General features: G+C 38.3%; 19 protein-coding genes and 1 pseudogene. 3 read left to right on the top strand and 17 right to left on the bottom strand.

What is annotated here, in order from left to right:
* Positions 1-151 precede the first annotated feature (151 nt).
* The 4 genes from DWZ93_RS11990 to cysK are packed head-to-tail and all read right to left on the bottom strand — an operon-like array spanning position 152 to position 3,732.
* Positions 152-1,075, bottom strand: coding sequence for a LysR family transcriptional regulator (locus DWZ93_RS11990; protein WP_118453067.1), 924 nt, complete (start codon positions 1,073-1,075; stop codon positions 152-154).
* A 22-nt stretch (positions 1,076-1,097) separates the two neighbouring features.
* Positions 1,098-2,282 carry an ATP-binding protein gene (locus DWZ93_RS11995; protein WP_118453068.1) on the bottom strand — a complete coding sequence of 395 codons (1,185 nt, stop codon included), beginning with the start codon at positions 2,280-2,282 and terminating at the stop codon, positions 1,098-1,100.
* 57 nt (positions 2,283-2,339) lie between these two features.
* Positions 2,340-2,783 (bottom strand): RrF2 family transcriptional regulator, encoded by a 444-nt coding sequence (locus DWZ93_RS12000; protein WP_118453069.1) that lies wholly within the window; start codon positions 2,781-2,783, stop codon positions 2,340-2,342.
* A 16-nt stretch (positions 2,784-2,799) separates the two neighbouring features.
* Positions 2,800-3,732 carry a cysteine synthase A gene (gene cysK, locus DWZ93_RS12005; RefSeq protein WP_118453070.1) on the bottom strand — a complete coding sequence of 311 codons (933 nt, stop codon included), beginning with the start codon at positions 3,730-3,732 and terminating at the stop codon, positions 2,800-2,802.
* A 156-nt stretch (positions 3,733-3,888) separates the two neighbouring features.
* Here cysK and DWZ93_RS12010 point away from each other — a divergent pair, with 156 nt between their 5' ends.
* Positions 3,889-4,296, top strand: coding sequence for an RrF2 family transcriptional regulator (locus DWZ93_RS12010; RefSeq protein ID WP_118453071.1), 408 nt, complete (start codon positions 3,889-3,891; stop codon positions 4,294-4,296).
* Between the two features lie 53 nt (positions 4,297-4,349).
* Here the strand turns inward: DWZ93_RS12010 and DWZ93_RS12015 are convergent, their stop codons facing one another.
* The 13 genes and pseudogenes from DWZ93_RS12015 to rpmH form a co-directional block, all read right to left on the bottom strand.
* Positions 4,350-5,225 (bottom strand): DUF3881 family protein, encoded by an 876-nt coding sequence (locus DWZ93_RS12015; protein ID WP_118453072.1) that lies wholly within the window; start codon positions 5,223-5,225, stop codon positions 4,350-4,352.
* Positions 5,226-5,242: 17 nt separating this feature from the next.
* Positions 5,243-6,529, bottom strand: a complete 1,287-nt coding sequence (serS, locus tag DWZ93_RS12020) for a serine--tRNA ligase (RefSeq protein WP_118384465.1) — start codon at positions 6,527-6,529, stop codon at positions 5,243-5,245.
* 150 nt (positions 6,530-6,679) lie between these two features.
* A pseudogene (locus DWZ93_RS12025) lies at positions 6,680-7,186 on the bottom strand (DUF4446 family protein); the annotation flags it as partial.
* A 3-nt stretch (positions 7,187-7,189) separates the two neighbouring features.
* Positions 7,190-8,095: a ParB/RepB/Spo0J family partition protein gene (locus DWZ93_RS12030; RefSeq protein ID WP_118453074.1), complete on the bottom strand. Its 906-nt coding sequence runs from the start codon at positions 8,093-8,095 to the stop codon at positions 7,190-7,192.
* A gap of 19 nt (positions 8,096-8,114) precedes the next feature.
* Entirely contained in the window at positions 8,115-8,873 is a 759-nt protein-coding gene (locus tag DWZ93_RS12035) for a ParA family protein (RefSeq protein WP_118384462.1), read from the bottom strand.
* A gap of 403 nt (positions 8,874-9,276) precedes the next feature.
* Entirely contained in the window at positions 9,277-9,996 is a 720-nt protein-coding gene (rsmG, locus tag DWZ93_RS12040) for a 16S rRNA (guanine(527)-N(7))-methyltransferase RsmG (RefSeq protein ID WP_118453075.1), read from the bottom strand.
* A gap of 3 nt (positions 9,997-9,999) precedes the next feature.
* Positions 10,000-11,907 carry a tRNA uridine-5-carboxymethylaminomethyl(34) synthesis enzyme MnmG gene (mnmG, locus tag DWZ93_RS12045; RefSeq protein ID WP_118453076.1) on the bottom strand — a complete coding sequence of 636 codons (1,908 nt, stop codon included), beginning with the start codon at positions 11,905-11,907 and terminating at the stop codon, positions 10,000-10,002.
* A complete protein-coding gene (mnmE, locus tag DWZ93_RS12050; RefSeq protein ID WP_330421780.1) occupies positions 11,873-13,285 on the bottom strand; it encodes a tRNA uridine-5-carboxymethylaminomethyl(34) synthesis GTPase MnmE in 1,413 nt (470 codons plus the stop codon). The genes mnmG and mnmE overlap by 35 nt, the downstream gene beginning before the upstream one ends.
* 72 nt (positions 13,286-13,357) lie before the next feature.
* The gene (jag, locus tag DWZ93_RS12055) at positions 13,358-14,272 is read right to left on the bottom strand and encodes an RNA-binding cell elongation regulator Jag/EloR (RefSeq protein WP_118453078.1); all 915 of its coding nucleotides are present in this window, start codon (positions 14,270-14,272) and stop codon (positions 13,358-13,360) included.
* A 24-nt stretch (positions 14,273-14,296) separates the two neighbouring features.
* The gene (yidC, locus tag DWZ93_RS12060) at positions 14,297-15,364 is read right to left on the bottom strand and encodes a YidC/Oxa1 family membrane protein insertase (protein ID WP_118384458.1); all 1,068 of its coding nucleotides are present in this window, start codon (positions 15,362-15,364) and stop codon (positions 14,297-14,299) included.
* A gap of 2 nt (positions 15,365-15,366) precedes the next feature.
* Positions 15,367-15,621: a membrane protein insertion efficiency factor YidD gene (yidD, locus tag DWZ93_RS12065; RefSeq protein ID WP_118384457.1), complete on the bottom strand. Its 255-nt coding sequence runs from the start codon at positions 15,619-15,621 to the stop codon at positions 15,367-15,369.
* 15 nt (positions 15,622-15,636) lie between these two features.
* Positions 15,637-15,975 (bottom strand): ribonuclease P protein component, encoded by a 339-nt coding sequence (rnpA, locus tag DWZ93_RS12070; protein ID WP_118384456.1) that lies wholly within the window; start codon positions 15,973-15,975, stop codon positions 15,637-15,639.
* 49 nt (positions 15,976-16,024) lie between these two features.
* Positions 16,025-16,159 (bottom strand): 50S ribosomal protein L34, encoded by a 135-nt coding sequence (rpmH, locus tag DWZ93_RS12075; RefSeq protein ID WP_118384455.1) that lies wholly within the window; start codon positions 16,157-16,159, stop codon positions 16,025-16,027.
* A gap of 225 nt (positions 16,160-16,384) precedes the next feature.
* Here rpmH and dnaA point away from each other — a divergent pair, with 225 nt between their 5' ends.
* Positions 16,385-17,761 (top strand): chromosomal replication initiator protein DnaA, encoded by a 1,377-nt coding sequence (gene dnaA, locus DWZ93_RS12080; RefSeq protein ID WP_118384454.1) that lies wholly within the window; start codon positions 16,385-16,387, stop codon positions 17,759-17,761.
* A 267-nt stretch (positions 17,762-18,028) separates the two neighbouring features.
* Positions 18,029-19,135: a DNA polymerase III subunit beta gene (dnaN, locus tag DWZ93_RS12085; protein WP_118384453.1), complete on the top strand. Its 1,107-nt coding sequence runs from the start codon at positions 18,029-18,031 to the stop codon at positions 19,133-19,135.
* Positions 19,136-19,144 lie beyond the last annotated feature (9 nt).

Raw genomic sequence — 19,144 nt, forward strand, 5'->3', positions numbered from 1 at the left:
TGATTACCTCCTGAATATCTAAAATATTTTGTATTATCTTTTATGTGTTTCTCTCTTTGTTGTATTCATAGTAACATAGTAGGATTATACTGTCTAATATACAAAAAAAATACCGAGTTATAGTTTTATTTTATAACTCAGTATTTTATATTCACTCACTAATATTCAAATACTTTTTCAAATCTTCCACATACAGCACTCCCATTTTGCTGAGCAGAGTATTCTTTCTCGTGATATATCCAATCTCCATCACGCTGTTTGGATTCTGTTCATCATCCTGAAATGGTACAGCCACATAATCATTGCCGTTCAGCTCCTCACATATAATACCGGAACATAATGTGTATCCATTCAGTCCAATCATCAGATTCAGCATCGTAGCTCGGTCATTTGCCCGAATCACCTGTGAATATTCATTCGTAGACAGAATTTCTTCTGCAAGATAGAATGAGCTGTTATCGCCCTGCTCAAATGACAGACAAGGATATCCGTCTAACTGTTCAAAACTGATCGACTTTTCCTTTGCCAGTGGATGATGTTTCCAAATATACACATATGCCTGACAGTCAATCAGATGATGGAACTCCAGTCCTGACGATTTCAGCATTTTACCAAGCGATTTGCGGTTAAAATCACTGAGATACAGAATACCTATCTCACTCTTCATGGTACTTACATCCTGAATCACTTCTGCCGTCCTTGTCTCACGGATTGCAAATTCGTATTTCGACATATCGAATTCTTTCGCCATATCCACAAATGCTTTCACTGCAAATGAATAATGTTGTGTTGATACACCGAATTTCTTCTTATAAGATCCACCTTCACCATATTTTTCAAGGACAGTTTCATATTGTCCGTATATCTGCTTGGCATACAATAAAAACTCCGCCCCATCATTGGTCAATGTAACACCTCGCCCACTTCGATAAAATATCGTAATACCAAGTTCTTTTTCCAGTTCCTTAATCGCATTCGTCAGCGACGGCTGCGATACATACAGCTTCTCGGCTGCTTTATTCATAGACTTCGTTTCTGCAATTGTAATAATGTAATTCAGCTGTGTAAGTGTCATAAGTCAGTCCTCTTTTGAATCTTTATCCTTCCGTCTCAGTCTTTTTTCCTTTTGTATCATAGTCATCCAGAAAATTATATTTCATATCATCTTTGTGATATCCGATTACAGTATTCAGATTGATATTATGGATACTGTTGAATATATTCGTATCGATTACACTGCTGATATTTCTAAACTGCTCTACCAGCTCTTTCATCTCATCACGTTTTGACTTTCTGCCGCCTCCGCAGGTAGAACAATTCTCCGTAAAACGGCATGCACATTGGATAAACTGTAATTTGTTATAATCCCGCCACGCCTTGATCCCTTCTTCTTTTATCATATACATCGGTCGGATCAGTTCCATTCCTTCAAAATTCTGGCTATGAAGTTTCGGCATCATCGTCTCTATTTTCGCACTATACAACATTCCCATCAAGATAGTCTCAATCACATCATCAAAATGATGTCCCAGCGCAATCTTATTACATCCCAGCTCTTTTGCCTTAGAATACAGATATCCCCGTCTCATTCTGGCACACAGATAACATGGATTCTTATCAATTGTTGCAACTGTATCGAATATATCTGACTCAAATACGGTCAGTGGAATTCCAAGTAACTTGGCATTATTCAAAATAATATTCCAGTTATCTTCATTGTATCCCGGATTCATTACCAGAAATACCACTTCAAAATTCACCTTTCCATGACGCTTCAGTTCCTGGAAAAGCTTTGCCATCAGCATGGAATCTTTTCCGCCGGAGATACAGACTGCGATCTTATCCCCTTCCTGTACTAACTGATACTCATTCAACGCCTTGGTAAAGGGTCTCCAGACAGATCTGCGGAACTTCTTAATAATGCTTCGTTCAATCTCTCTGGTACGCTCCGCAAGCTGTTCTTCCGAATCTTTCTGAACAAATCTGGTCAGCGTTAATTTCAGATATGACCGATATCCACCGGTGACATTACCGGCATCGTAACCATCTGCAATCAGATCCTGTACATACTCCAGGCTCCGCTCTCCGGTATGACACATCAGATAGATTTCCTTATCTTTATATAGTTCCAGTTCCGTCTTACGGTCTTCAAATTCTGCCATCGGAAGGTTGACTGCCCCCGGAAATGTACCTCTCTGGTACTGATCCTCAGGTCGGATATCTACGACAAGTACTTTGTCCTTATCCGTTCTCTCCAACGATTCAATGGTAATAGACTTCATAAAATGTATCCTCCTCTTAAGCGTCAAAATACGACGGAGCACGAAGCTCCGCCGTTTTCAGATGTAATACATACTCTGTGCAGCCTGATTAGTCTGCTCTGCATGCTCTGTCAATTTCTTCAATGTCAGCTGATCCAGTATCCTGTGTACTTCTTCATTGATCGGATCGATGACCGTTTCCTGCACTGCAAGTGCTTCCGCCTCGCCCTTCTGACCGGGAGCAAGTCGCTCATCATCCAGAAAATATGATCCGTCAAGTGTAACTATGATGTCTGAAATTCGAATATATTCCGGATTACCAGCCAGAAAATAACCACCCTGTGGTCCCTTGATGCTCTTTATAATACCAGCTTTTTTTAAAACTGAAAATATCTGTTCGAGATATTTGATAGAAATATTATTTCGTTCTGCTATTTCACACAAAGCACAGGGACTATCTGTATGTTCAGCCAGATCAATCAATGCTCTGATACCGTATCTGCTTCTTTTTGAGAAATTCATATATAACGCCTTTCGATTATTCTGTAAAGAGTGGAGTAGAGTAATATCTGTCTCCTGTATCCGGAAGAAGTGCTACAATTACTTTTCCCTTATTCTCCGGACGCTTTGCAAGTTCGATTGCTCCATGAAGTGCTGCACCGGAAGAGATACCTACCAGTACTCCTTCCTTCTTAGCGAGAAGTTTTGCTGCTGCAAATGCATCTTCATTTTCAGCTTTGAAAATTTCATCATAGATCTCTGTATTCAGTACATCCGGTACGAATCCCGCACCAATTCCCTGAATCTTGTGTGCTCCTGCTTTACCCTCAGAAAGTACTGGTGAAGTAGCAGGCTCAAGTGCTACAACCTTCACATCCGGATTCTGTTCTTTGAGGTACTCGCCTGTACCTGTCAGTGTTCCACCTGTACCCACGCCAGCAATAAAGATATCTACCTTACCATCTGTATCTTTCCAGATTTCAGGACCTGTAGTAGCTTTGTGTACTGCCGGGTTAGCCGGATTCACAAACTGTCCGGGAATGAAACTTCCAGGAATCTCTTTCGCAAGTTCTTCTGCCTTAGCGATTGCCCCCTTCATACCCTTAGCACCTTCTGTCAGCACCAGCTCAGCACCATATGCTTTCAGGATGTTTCTTCTCTCAACACTCATTGTCTCCGGCATTGTCAGGATGATTCTGTATCCCTTTGCCGCTGCGATAGATGCAAGACCGATTCCTGTATTACCTGATGTAGGCTCGATGATAACGGAACCTTCTTTCAACTGTCCCTTTGCTTCTGCATCTTCGATCATTGCCTTCGCAATTCTGTCCTTTACACTTCCGGCCGGGTTAAAGTACTCAAGCTTAACAAGTACCGTTGCTTCCAACCCAAGTTCCTTCTCGATATTAGTTACCTCCACAAGTGGTGTATTTCCAATTAATCCCAATGTTCCCTGATAAATATTTGCCATGATATATCTCCTTCCAAGTCTTTATATTTTCTTGTCTTGTTTGCTATGGCTGTATATTATCACTAAATACCTACTGAGTCAATAGGTTTTATAGGTTTTTATTGAAATTTTTTTTTACGAGCTATATAATAGACATATTAACGGAGGTAATATCCTATGATTTCAACAAAAGCACGTTATGCATTAAGAGTAATGATCGACCTGGCTGAGCATCAGGATGCTGGATATATTCCATTAAAGGACATTGCAGCACGCCAGGAGATTTCTGAAAAATATCTTGAGATTATTATCAAGATACTGGTAAAAGGAAAAATGTTAAAAGGACTTCGTGGTAAGGGAGGCGGATATATTCTTACCAGAGAACCATCTGAATATATCGTTGGTGACATCATCGAATTAACCGAAGGTCCACTTGCTCCCGTTGCCTGCTTACAGCCGGATGCTGAAGTCTGCAATCGCAAAGACATCTGCGTAACCCTTCCTCTCTGGGAGAAATACTACACGCTGGTGCATGACTTCTTCTTTCACATTACACTGGAAGATGTGATAAATAATAATTTCTAAGCAGACTCAAAAAGAGTGTACAGCCTTAGTGTTTCAAGCTGTACACTCTTCTCTTACATTCTTATCATTCCCTGCAGCCAGATGTTTCCTTTGAACCTTCTGCCGATTGCAGGTTCTCCAATCAGATTTGCCTTAGGTATGCAGGCATCAAATTTCATTTCATTTACATTCAGACTCAGGATATAAATTTCTTCTCCCGTTTCTTCATTTTCATCCATTCTTATATTCAGAATTTCACCAAGAATCGAATAACGATCACACTCAATTCCACATGGCATAAAATATGTATCTACAATTGTAAATACATCTTCTTTTACCAATCTTCTTGATACTTTAGTATAAGTATCAAGATCATCTAATGTAAGGCTCTCGATTGCCGATGGATCACCATTTCGCGCAGCAGTTAAAAGTGTCATCCTGTTTTTTGATTCTTCTCTGCTTCTCTTTTCCTGATCCGGATTCTTAAATACAGGCAGTAAAATCATCCCATCATTACAAAGTCCGGACAAAGTAATAGATACATGATCCAGCACATGATTCCTGTGCACATCTGCAAGCATACACTCTATCGCATTCTGTACATGAAAAATCAGGCTGACTCCCACTTTAGCATCTTCATAAATTCCTACAAATGAATGCCGGTCCATTCGTCTCTCCAATGTCACATCTGCGACAGATGTAATGCCACTTCCTTCAAAATATGGATAATAGAAATATCTTTCAAATTGTTCTTCTTCATCCATGGTACCACAGACACAGATTCCCATATCCTTCGAACTTTTCATTCGATATTCGCAGTAATCTGTTTCCTGATCCAATGCCATCAGCTCATGATGTGTATATACCTTTTCAGCATACTGCAGCAATCTGTTGAGCTGTTTTTCTGAAGCAAGTCCTCCATACCCAATAGCATTAAGATATTTGTGCATATTATTTACCCGTCTAATTATTTACGTTCAATTTTTTCTTTTCCACCCATATATGGACGAAGTACTTCAGGGATACGTACAGAACCATCTTCCTGAAGGTTATTTTCCAAAAATGCAATCAGCATTCTCGGTGGTGCAACTACTGTGTTATTCAATGTATGAGCAAAGTATTTATTACCATCAGTTCCCTTTACACGAATGCCAAGTCTTCTTGCCTGTGCATCACCAAGGTTAGAGCAGCTTCCTACTTCAAAGTACTTCTTCTGTCTTGGAGACCATGCCTCTACGTCGCAAGATTTTACTTTCAGGTCAGCAAGATCACCAGAGCAGCATTCCAGCGTACGTACCGGAATATCCAGTGAGCGGAAGAGATCTACTGTATTTTTCCAGAGTACATCATACCATTTCTTGCTTTCTTCCGGTTTACATACAACGATCATCTCCTGTTTTTCAAACTGATGGATTCTGTATACACCTCGTTCTTCGATACCGTGAGCACCTTTTTCTTTACGGAAGCATGGTGAATAGCTGGTCAGTGTCTTTGGAAGTTCTCCCTCATCCAACATGGTATCGATAAATTTACCGATCATAGAATGCTCACTTGTTCCGATCAGATACAGGTCTTCTCCCTCAATCTTATACATCATAGCATCCATCTCAGCGAAGCTCATAACACCTGTTACCACATTACTTCTGATCATAAACGGAGGTACACAATAAGTAAATCCTCTGTCGATCATAAAGTCACGTGCATAACTGATTACTGCTGAATGCAGTCTCGCAATATCTCCCATCAGGTAATAGAATCCATTACCTGCAACTTTTCCAGCGGCTTCCAGATCAATACCATCAAAACTTTCCATGATCTCTGTATGATATGGAATCTCAAAGTCCGGAACTACCGGCTCACCAAATTTTTCAATCTCTACATTTTCGCTGTCATCTTTACCGATTGGTACAGACGGATCGATGATATTTGGAATGATCATCATGTTCTTCTTAAGTTTTTCTTCTACTTCTTTTTCTTCTGCGGATAATTCTTCAATTCTTGCTGCACTCTTCTGAACTTCCTGTTTCAGTACCTCTGCTTCTTCTCTCTTACCCTGAGCCATGCATGCACCGATCTGCTTGGAAATCTTATTCTTATTAGCACGAAGAGCTTCTACTTCTCCTTTAATATCTCTATTCCTCTGGTCTAACTCTAATACCTCGTCAACCAGTGGTAATTTTTCATCCTGGAATTTCTTTTTAATGTTTTCCTTTACTACATCAGGATTTGATCTTACAAATTTAATATCAAGCATTTTCTTTCTCCCTTTCCTTTATCTTCTTGCTTTTTTTATTTCTTTATTTGTATCTTTTCTTACTTCTTTTTTAGCTGCTTTTCTCGGCTGCTCTTTTCGGATTGTTTTTGCTTCATTTTCTTCCGAAGTTGATTCAGTCTCACTGCTCATATAATCTTCACTGTAAATTGCTCGATCCAGCGCTTCCGCTTCCTCTTCTGAAAGTTCTACATAGCTTTCACCCTTCAGAATTTCCTTCACGTAAGTGTAGCATCCCTCACGGCTGTGCATCGCATTCATGATCCATCCGGTATTATCACTGTCCAGAAGTGCCAGGGCAAAGCTGAGTTTTCCGCCCATTTCATTAAAAGCATCATACTTGACAATTCCACATTTTTGAATACAATGTTCAGTCCTGCGGTACATTTCTTTCACATCAGCACGATTCTGTTTAATAATCTTAGCTATTCCATCCAGTTCCGAGAACTTTGTAAGAATACTTTCTTCCAGATTCTTACCATCTTTTCCCCGCATAAACGATGCATAACTGTTTTTCAGTCTGTCATATTTCAGACTGACATTCACATACAGTACGAACAGCACTACGATCAATATCAGCATAAATAAGAATATAAATGCAGGATCGATTCCAAGCTTCGCTAAAATCTTGCTTTCCATATATTATTCTCCTTTTTGTACAGATGTAATCATCTCAAACATGCGCTCGAGTTCATCATCTGAGTAATATTCGATTTCTATCTTTCCTTTTCCATTCCCCTTTGGTGAAATACTAACTTTAGTTCCAAGTACCCGTTTCATTTTTTCTGCTAGGTCATCATAGACGAATGCATTTTCTACGGTTTTGACTACTTTAACCTGTTTCTTAGGATTTTTCAATGATTTTATAAGTTTTTCTGTTTCACGTACACTTAATTTTTCATCAAAAATCTTTGTAGCAAGCAGATACTGCTGTTCTTCATCATCAATTGCAAGTAATGCTCTTGCGTGTCCGGTAGTGATCATATCGTCAATAATCATCTGCTGAACCTTTTCTCCCAGCTTCAGAAGTCTCATAGAGTTTGTAACAGCTGTACGACTCTTTGACACGCGCTCTGCCACTTCATCTTGTTTCAGATTAAATTCTGTCAGCAATTTTTTGAATGCCATTGCTTCTTCAATTGGGTTCAGATTTTCTCTCTGAATATTCTCAATCAAAGCAATTTCCACTGCCTGCTGTTCCGTATACTCTTTAATAATAACCGGAACTTCTTTGACACCGGCAAGCTTTGCTGCACGCCACCGTCTTTCACCTGCAATAATTTCATAATAATCTTTTCTTTTTCTTACCAACAGTGGCTGTAATACACCATACTGTTTGATAGAATCAGCCAATTCCAACAATGCGTCTTCTTCAAAATGTTTTCTCGGCTGTTCTCTATTTGGTTCAACCTGGTTTATTTTCAACATTTGTTCTCCGGTTTTGACAGATTCTTCTGCTTTTTCCGGTTTTACAGCAGGTTTTACCGATTTATTTTCAGGAATCAGGCTGTCCAGTCCTTTTCCAAGTCCTTTTCTCTTTACTGCCATATTATTCCCCTCCCAATCCTTATTTATCAATCACTTCGTCTGCTAACATTCTATAACTTTCAGCGCCTGTAGACTTCGTATCATACATGTTAATAGGCATTCCATAACTAGGTGCTTCTGCAAGACGTATATTTCTGGGAATAATTGTTTTATAGATACTCTGATTCAGGTTATCTTTTACATTTTCAACAACCTGGAGTGATAAATTTGTACGTGCATCATACATTGTAAATACGACGCCTTCCATCTCCAGATCAGGATTCAGTCTTTCTTTAACCAGTTCAATCGTGTGCATAAGCTGACTTAATCCTTCCAATGCGTAATATTCACACTGGATTGGCACAATCACACTGTCAGCTGTTGTCATTGCATTAATTGTCAGCGTATTTAATGAAGGTGGACAGTCAATAATCACAAAATCATAATTATCTCTTACCTTATGCACTTCATTTCTAATGATAAATTCCTTATCATCCACGCCAATTAATTCTATTTCAGCTGCCGATAAATCAATTCCAGTCGGAATAACATCCAGATTTTCCAAAGCATCTTTACAGATAACTTCTTCAATAGATGCCTGTCCTATAATCATATCATATACTGTTTTTTCGACAGAATCTTTATCAATTCCAAGTCCGCTCGTCATATTGCCCTGCGGATCCATATCAATTGATAGCACTTTCTTGCCTTTTTCAGCCAAGCACGCTGACAAGTTGATAGCCGTGGTAGTTTTACCTACGCCACCCTTTTGATTTGCTATCGCGATTATCCTTCCCATATTATTTCCCCTTTCTATGCTTGACTATTATACCACGTTTCACTACTGGATTCCATAGATGTTTCACGTGAAACATTACATTTAGCAAGTTTCCTTTATTAACATAATGCTTTATTTCGATTATATGCATTGTTAATGAATAATTTGTTGTTTTTCAAATGTTTCACGTGAAACATTTGAAAAATCGAATTCATTATCCACCTAGATACTTTTGGCCTTCTTTAATAGTTGTATTATCATTACTGCAAAATACATATCACAAAAACAGGCAGAATGTTTCACGTGAAACATTCTGCCTATTATTTTTTACATTTAATTTCTTTTAAAAACTTTTTTTACAAATATTATATGATGTAAAAAATCAAAATGTGGACTTCCCCATAAGTAAGCAAAAGCCTTTGCACTAATGCAAAGGCTTTCTTGAAGGTATACCAGATTTTCTGGGATATTTCATACCTGTACTTTTTTCTTTTTTTATTATAACTAATGATCTTGCTATATTTGTATCAGGAAGTTCAAACTGAACTACTTTTTGTGTCTTACCACCTAAAATTTTAATAGCCTTCTTGCTCTCATTGAGTTCATCCTCAATCTCACCTGATTTATATGGTATAAAGTATCCATCCATTTTTACATACGGAATACAATACTCAGATAAGACAGCCAGATTAGCTACTGCCCTCGATACAACCATATCATACTGTTCTCTATATTCCTCATTTCTGGCAAAATCTTCTGCTCTTCCATGAATCGTTGTAATATCTTCCAGCTCTAATTCATTAATAACAGTGTTCAAAAATTTTATTCTCTTATTCAATGAATCTAACAATGTAACTTTTAAATGAGGAAAAGCAATCTTAAGTGGTAATCCAGGAAAACCAGCTCCTGTACCAATATCAATCACCGATTCAATTCTTTTCATATCATTAGCTTTTGTAATGGATAAACTGTCTGCAAAATGCTTACAAAACACCTCATCATACTCTGTAATACCTGTAAGATTCATAACCTTATTCCATTCAACCAAAAGCTGATAATACTTATCGAATTGTTCTAATTGTTTTTCACTCAATGATATATTAAGCTGAGTCATCATATTTAAAAATCTTGGACTAATCACCATGTACTATTTTCCTCCCAAATATATAAGTAATACAGATATATCAGCAGGAGATACTCCTGATATTCTGGAAGCCTGTCCAATTGATACCGGTCTGTATTCCTTCAACTTTTGAATTGCTTCTATACGAAGACTCTGAATTGCATCATAATCAATATCTTCTGGAATTTTCCTCTTTTCCATCTTCTTAAACTGTTCTACCTGTCTAAGCTGTCTTTTGATATAACCATCATACTTAATGTTGATATCTATCTGGTTTTCAATCTCTTCTTTCAAATCTGCTGGAAATTCCGGTCTACCTTTATCTATCGGTGCTAATGCCTGATATGATAATTCCGGACGTCGAATCAGCTCTGTTAACGATATACCTGAATTCAGCGGTGTACTTTCATACTTCTTCAGTAAATCCTGTACATTATCACTTGTTCCCACATGTACATGTGAAACACGTTCGATTTCTTCGTTGATGCATTCTATTTTCATAAGTAATCGATTATATCGTTCATCAGAAATAAGACCAATTTCATGACCTATTTTCGTCAAACGTTGATCTGCATTGTCCTGACGAAGAAGAAGACGATATTCTGCCCTGGACGTCATCATACGATAAGGTTCATGACTTTCTTTAGTAACAAGATCATCAATCAAAACACCGATATAAGCTTCTGAACGATCCAGAATAATCCCATCTTTTCTCTGCAGTTTTCTCGCAGTATTAATACCTGCAATCAATCCCTGTGCAGCAGCCTCTTCGTATCCCGAACTTCCATTAAACTGTCCTCCACTGAACAATCCGCTGATATTACGAAATTCCAGCGTTGGCTTCAGCTGTCTGGCATCAATACAATCATACTCAATTGCATACGCATTTCTTACAATTTTAACATGCTCTAGTCCAGGCACACTGCGATACATCTCATACTGAACATCTTCCGGCAGTGAACTTGACATACCGCCGATATACATTTCATTTGTTTCAAGTCCCTCAGGCTCAATAAATACCTGATGTCTCTTTTTATCCGCGAATTTTACTACTTTGTCCTCAATCGATGGACAATATCTCGGTCCTGTTCCTTCGATCATTCCCGAATAAAGCGGTGATCTATCAAGATTATCTCTGATGATTTTATGTGTTTCTTCGTTAGTATATGTCAACCAACAGGATGCCTGGTCAATCTGCACATCATCCGGATTTGTTGTAAATGAAAATGGCACAACTCTCTCATCACCAAACTGTTCTTCCATCTTACTGAAATCTATCGAATTCTTATCCACTCTCGCAGGTGTTCCGGTTTTAAAACGATACATTTTAATACCAAGTTCATCTTTCAGACAGTCTGTAAGATAATTCGCTGCCTGAAGTCCATTCGGACCCGTATGAGAACTTACATCGCCATAGATACACCTTGCATTCAGATATGTTCCGGTACACAAAATGACCGCCTTGCATCTATAAACCGCGCCAGAATAAGTCTGAACACCTGTTACCTGATTATCTTCAGTCAGTATGCGGACAACCTCCTGCTGTCTGATATCCAGACGCTCCTGATTCTCCAATACACGGCGCATGGTTCTGCTATAATTGGCTTTATCCGCCTGTGCACGAAGCGAATGAACAGCAGGACCTTTTGACTTATTAAGCATCTTGGATTGTATAAATGTACGGTCAATCACCTTACCCATTTCACCTCCAAGTGCATCCAATTCTCTTACCAGATGTCCCTTCGAACTTCCGCCGATATTTGGATTACATGGCATCAATGCAATGCTGTCTACACTGACCGTAAATACAACTGTCTGAAACCCAAGTCTGGCACAGGCAAGAGCAGCTTCACATCCTGCGTGTCCTGCACCTATTACTACTACATCATATTTATCTTTATTTTCCCATACAGAATTTGCTGAAAATTTCATTGACCAAATCTTCTCCTATCGTTTCTCCAGTAATACTTCCAAGTGTCTCGTATGCATCCATCAGATCGATTGAATAGAAATCCTCTGGCATCTGCATATCAATACTTTGAATTACATTATTCAGACTCTGCAATGCATTCTGCAATGCCGTCTTATGGCGCACATTGGTAATATAAACTTCCGAATTAAAAGATATATCCCCATGATAAAACATATCTTTAAGCGTATTTTCTAATATATCAATCCCAATATTTTCTTTAGCAGATATTTCAATCATCGGGATATCAAATTTATTTTCTTCCTTATTCTCTCCCAGATATGCATCCATAATTTCCTTTTTCTTAACCTGCATCTCCAGATCTGATTTATTTAGTAATATAATTGACTTTTTATCCTTCAAAAGTTTCAAAATATCATAATCATTCTGATCCAGCGGCGCCGAAGAATCAATTACATAGATGATCAGATCTGCTTCTTTTGCATGGCTAATTGCTTTTTGAACTCCAATTTCTTCTATGATATCTGCCGTATCACGGATGCCGGCTGTATCCATAATATTCAACGATATACCCTGCAGACTAATATTTTCCTGCAAAATATCTCTGGTTGTTCCGGCAATATCAGTTACAATTGCGCGATCCTCTCCAAGCAATGCATTGAGCAAAGAAGATTTACCTGCATTGGGCTTACCTACAATTACCGTATTAATACCCTCTTTAATAATACGCCCATCGTCCGAAGAATCTATCAACTTTTGAATCTCCTTTATCAAAGGTTCTATTACACCACGAAGTGTCTCGCCATACCCGTCTACACAGATGTGCTCCGGATCATCAAGAGCTGTCTCTATAAATGCAGTATGATACAATATCTTTTCTCTGATATTTACAATCTTCTGCTTAACATTCCCCTTTAACTGACCAACCGAACTCTTCAAAGCATATTCATTTTTCGACTGAATAATATCAATGACTGCCTCTGCCTGAGACAGATCAATCCGACCATTCAAAAATGCTCTCTTAGTAAATTCACCAGGTTCTGCTGGTCTTGCTCCATGCTTAATTACCGTTTCAAGGATCTTTCGCACTACAAATACGCCACCATGACAGTCAATTTCTACCGTATTTTCTCCGGTATAGCTATGTGGTCCTTTCATAATAAGAACCAGCACTTCATCAATCATATCTTCACCATCTGCGATATAGCCATAATGGATCGTATGCGTCTTCTGGTCCGCTAGTTTTTTTCCATTTTTTCCTATATATATACGATCTGCTATCTCAATTGCCTGTTCACCACTGATTCTTACAATTCCAATTCCTGATTCAGTAACAGCTGTAGATATTGCTGCTATCGTCTGCGTGTCATTATAAAGCACGATATACCTCCTGATAATAAAAAAGAGTAAGTAGGAGTTTTGACGCCCCTACTTACTATCTTATACGAAATACTATTTTCTTACAAGTGTAACCACTACTCTACGGTATGGCTCTTCACCTTCACTGTGAGTTGTAACACTTCTGTCTCCCTGCAATGCAGAGTGAATGATTCTTCTCTCATATGGATTCATTGGCTCCAGAGATACCGATCTTCTGGTTCTCTTTACCTTGTGAGCAATGTTCTTGGCAAGGTTCTCCAATGTCTCTTTTCTTCTTCTTCTGTAATCCTCTGTATCGAGTTTTACTCGTACATAACCATCCTGTGCCTTGTTAGCCACTCGGTTAGTCAAATACTGAAGTGAATCAAGAGTCTGTCCTCTCTTACCAATCAGAATACCCATATTGTCTCCGTTCATTTCAATACACAGAGCACCTTCCTCGTCGATAGAAGTCTTTATCTCAACTTCCATATCCATAGCTTTCAGTACATTTGTCAGAAACTCTTCACAGGTCTTAACCGTAATATCTTCAACCTTAGCAAGTTCGATTTCCTTTCTCTCCTGTACCGGCTTATGAGGCTTATCATTCTTTTCTTTCTTTTCAGTTTTAACAGTTTCTTCTTTTACTTTCTCAGTTTTTTCAGAAGCTGTCACGTTCTTGTTATTCTTATGATAATTCTCTTTTTTGCGGTTATCTTTCTTTTTCTTGTTATCTCTGTTGTTGTGCTTGTGGTAGTTATCAGATTTAGAATCTTTCATAACTTCCTTAACAGCATCAGAAAAGTCGATGACTGGTTCATCATTCACTTTCTTTTCAACTTTTCGTCTTGCTTTGATAACTGCCTGCTTTCTTCCAATACCAAGGAATCCGGCATTTCCTTTTTCTATTACATCATATTCAAGCTGATCACTTGTAACACCTAACTGAATCAATGCTTCTGTAATGGCGTCATCCAGTGTTTTCGCAGATACTGTGATTTCTTCCATTGCGTTCAACCTCCCATAGCCAAACTATTTCTTTTTATTATCGTTAAAGTCTTTTACCATATTTGCCTTAGCAGAAAGGCTTCCTGCTTTTGCATGGCTTCTTTTTTCCTCTGCTTCTTTAAGCTTTGCATTCTTCTCAGAAGAAGACACATCCTTCTGAGCAGAAGATGAAAGACTCTTAGTATTGGCCTGAGCCATGGCATTGATCTTTTCAGCCTTTTCTCCACGTTTTTCACGCTTCTTCTCAGCCTTCTCACGGTTTTTTTCTACCATTTCTTCCGGTGAGATTTTCTGCAGATGCTTATTGATAAAGAACTGCTGTGTACATCTTACAACCGCACTGATAATCCAGTAAATACCGATACCAGATGACAATGTAAATACCATGAACAGTGAGAATAACGGCATTGTCATGTTCATAGTCTTCATAGTAGAATTCATCGGATCATTCTTATCTGAATTATTTTTAACTCCTGAAATAGCCTGTGACAGTTTGATACTTCCATACTGAGTTGCAGCAGATATAATAGGAAGTAAAATACATGTAATAACTACAAGTGCCGGTGCTACATCAAATGTATCTCTTGCCTTGATCATTGCTATTGGTGACATAGACAAATTCGGCAGTGTAAAGAATCTCTGCACATTATCTGATGCTTTTGCAATAGCTGGCACGTAATTAGACATATCATATATAACAGGATATAACGCAAACAAAAGAGGCATCTGGATCAATAATGGAAGACATCCTCCCATCATGGAAGTGCCATATTTGTCATATACCTGCTGAATCTCTTCCTGCTGCTTCATCATAGAAGCCTGATCCTTCTTGTTCTGATATTTCTTCTGAATTGCCTTGATCTCAGGATTCATCAGAGCTGTCATTCTTGATGTCTTCTGCTGATTGACTGTCAGCGGCAGCATCAATGTATATACCAGAATCGTGTAAATAATGATTGACCATCCAACCAGACCATGATCGGTTGGTAATACATTGTCCAGGGTATTATAAATGACATTCATTACTTTACCCAGTAATATCGCAATCTGTCCAACAATAGGCCAGTTTGCTGCTGATAACAAAGTACCCATATTCAATTCCTCCGTTTGTAGTAGCGGATATGCTTGTCTTTTTCCGGTGGAACCGGATCATATCCTCCCTGCGAGAATGGATTGCACCTCAAAACTCTCCAAATAGCCAGTCCTGTTCCCTTCAAAGCACCAAACCTTTCAATTGCTTCCACTGCATAACGCGAACAGGTAGGATAATACTTACAGCTTGAATATCCCTTGGCCGAAGATAAATATTTCTGATAAAACCGAACCATTTTTATCAAAATCTTTTTCAAATGTATGCCACTCCATTACGACTCGATTATTCCATGAAGACTTCCAAGATGAAGAAATGCTGATTCAATATCATGATAATTCTTTCCCTTTGCTGCACTTCTTGCTATAACGACCATATCATAACCACGTGCGACTTTTTCTTCATTTAATCGATAACTTTCTCTAATTAATCTTGTTAAGCGATGTCTTACGATACTGTTTCCTACTTTTTTGCTGACAGATATCCCAACACGATTCTTATCTGTGCCATTCTTTCTTATATATATAACCAGATATTTGTTCGCTTTGGAATGTCCGCCATGATATACTTTTCTAAAGTCTGTATTTTTTTTCAGCGATTCAGAAAAATTCATTGTATTTCTCCTGTTTTATTATAGAAGAAAAGGTCACAATAGATGCGACCTAAGCTGATAATTTCTTTCTTCCTTTTGCTCTTCTGCTTGCAAGTACTTTTCTTCCACCTGCGCTGCTCATTCTTGCTCTGAAGCCATGAACTTTTGATCTCTGTCTTTTCTTTGGCTGGAATGTCATTTTCATTGATATCCACCTCCCTTATTCTATCTATAAAGTTGTTCTCAATATTTGTTCGTTTGTTTCAAAAGACATCGTGTTTAATTATATTAGATAATACGAATTAAGTCAAGTAGATGGACTATATTTCTTTTCCCTATTCCATCTTTTTCATTGCCATCATAAGCATTTTGATGTAGAATAATGGAAAGTGGTTTTTTATGCGATAAAATAGATTAGGAGATTAAATTGATGAATGTTGTGGAAGAAAAATGGAATGAAATTATCGAGCATCTGCGTGTTGAACACGAATTATCCCACATTTCTTTCTCAACCTGGATTCAGCCTCTTAAGGTATACAACGTTGTAGACAATACCGTTTATCTGCTCGTGGACAAGGCTGCCAGCGTGGATTACATCGAGAAGAAGTATTCTCTTCCGCTGAAGGTCTGTATCGCTGAGATTACAGGTATTGAATATGAGGTTGTTTTTCTTTCTGAGGATGATGAGCGGATAGAAGAACTTAAGAAGATGTCCTCTGCCAGCACAGATAAGAGAAAGACGAAGACTGCTGCAGAGAAAGCGGGTCTTAACCCAAGATATACATTCGACACATTTATTGTAGGTAATAATAATAACTTTGCACATGCTGCATCTCTGGCTGTAGCCGAATCACCTGGTGAAGTATACAACCCTCTCTTCTTATATGGAGGAGTAGGACTTGGCAAGACGCATCTGATGCATTCGATCGCACACTTTATTCTGGATTTCAGTCCTAAGAAAAAAGTCGTGTACGTAACCAGTGAGACATTTACAAATGAACTGATCCATGCTCTGAAGAATGGACGTGAGTCCTCAATGTCGGATTTTCGAGAAAAATATCGTAATACCGATGTACTTCTGATCGATGATATTCAGTTTCTTATAGGAAAGGAAAGTACTCAGGAAGAATTTTTCCATACTTTCAATCACCTGCACACTGCTGGTAAGCAGATCATTATCTCCAGTGACCGCCCTCCTAAGGACATTGAGACACTGGAAGCGAGACTGCGTACTCGTTTTGAGTGGGGACTGATAGCCGATATGTCTGCACCTGATTATGAGACACGTATGGCTATTCTGCAGAAGAAGATTGAATTAGAACATCTGGAAATCTATCATATTCCTGATGATGTACTTCAGTATATTGCTCAGAACGTTAAGAATAATATCCGTGAGCTGGAAGGTTCACTGAATAAATTAATTGCACTCTACCGTCTGGAAGGCAATGGCAGACCGATCGATATTAACCTTGCTGCAGAAGCCATGAAGGATATCCTTTCACCAGACGATAATAAAACAGTTACACCGGAACTGATCATGGATATCGTTTCCGATCATTTTGGTGTATCCATTGCCGATCTGAAAAGTAATAAAAGACCTGCTGAGATTGCAGTACCTCGTCAGATCGTCATGTATCTCTGCCGTAAGATGACCGATGTACCACTTAAGTCCATTGGTATCCTGCTTGGAGGTAAGAATCATTCTACCATTAAGCACGGCGTAGAAAAGATAGAACACGATGTCGAAGAAAATGAACAGCTTGCTAATACGATTGATATTATAAAGAAAAAAATCAATCCTGTTTAAGATGTGCACAATTCGATGATAACTATGTGGATAATGGTGGATAACTTTATCATAACTTTTACAAATTATTTCTAAAAAAGTTTTCATCATTTCATCCACAGATTATAATTTTGTTTTCATCAAGTTTATCAGCATCGATTTTCTTTGATTTTTCAAGGGATTGCAGTGGTTTTCCACATATCCACATCCCCTACTACTAAGACTACGGAAATTATATATTTATATATAGCATTTTTGCCCACCATTTTTTCGAAAGGAGTTATACACATGAAAATAGTCTGCAGTAAAGCTAATCTTGCGAAGGGAGTAAGTACCGTATCCAAGGCCGTTCCTTCCAAAACTACAATGCCTATTCTGGAATGTGTCCTGATAGACGCAACACTTGATGTAATTAAGCTGACAGCTAATGATATGGAACTTGGCATTCAGACGGAGGTAGAAGGAGAGATCATTGAACACGGTATGATCGCGATTGATGCGAGAATCTTTTCCGAGATCGTAAGAAAGCTTCCGGATAACGATGTAGTAATAGAAACAGATGAGAATCTTCAGGCTACTATTACATGTGAGAAAGCGAACTTTAATATTTCCTGCAAACCAGGGGATGAGTTCAGTTATCTTCCTATTATCGAAAAGGACACTACAATTAGTATTTCGCAGTACACATTAAAAGAGGTCATCAGACAGACCATTTTCTCTATTGCAGATAATGAAAGTAATAAAGTAATGACTGGGGAGCTGTTCGAGATTAACCAGAATACGCTTCGTGTCGTATCTCTCGATGGTCACAGAATTTCCATTCGCAAGCTTGAATTGAAAGAAGAATATGACCATAAAAAGATTATAGTTCCTGGTAAGACATTGATTGAAATCAGTAAGATCCTTTCCGGAGAAGCAGACAAAGAAGTATGTATTTACTTTACTGAGAATCATATAGTATTTGAATTTGACCGGACGGTAGTAGTATCACGTCTGATTGAAGGTGAATATTTCCGAATTGATCAGATGCTTTCAAGCGATTACGAGACAAAGGTAAGAATTAATAAAAAAGAATTACTGAACTGTATAGACAGAGCGACACTGCTCATCAAAGAAGGAGATAAAAAGCCAATTATCATTAATATCGGTGATGAAATCATGGAACTTAAAATTAAATCCCAGCTTGGCTCTATGAATGAAGAAATATTCATTACCAAGGAAGGTAAAGATCTTCTGATCGGATTTAATCCTAAATTCTTAATCGATGCACTGCGTGTTATCGATGATGAAGAAGTAGAGCTTTATCTTATGAATGCAAAAGCCCCTTGTTTTATCAAAGATGAAACGGAAAGCTATATTTATCTGATTCTGCCGGTTAACTTTAATTCAATTTAGGACAGGTGT

Source organism: Dorea sp. AF36-15AT (assembly GCF_003477705.1).
GTDB classification, from domain to species: domain Bacteria; phylum Bacillota; class Clostridia; order Lachnospirales; family Lachnospiraceae; genus Claveliimonas; species Claveliimonas ammoniilytica.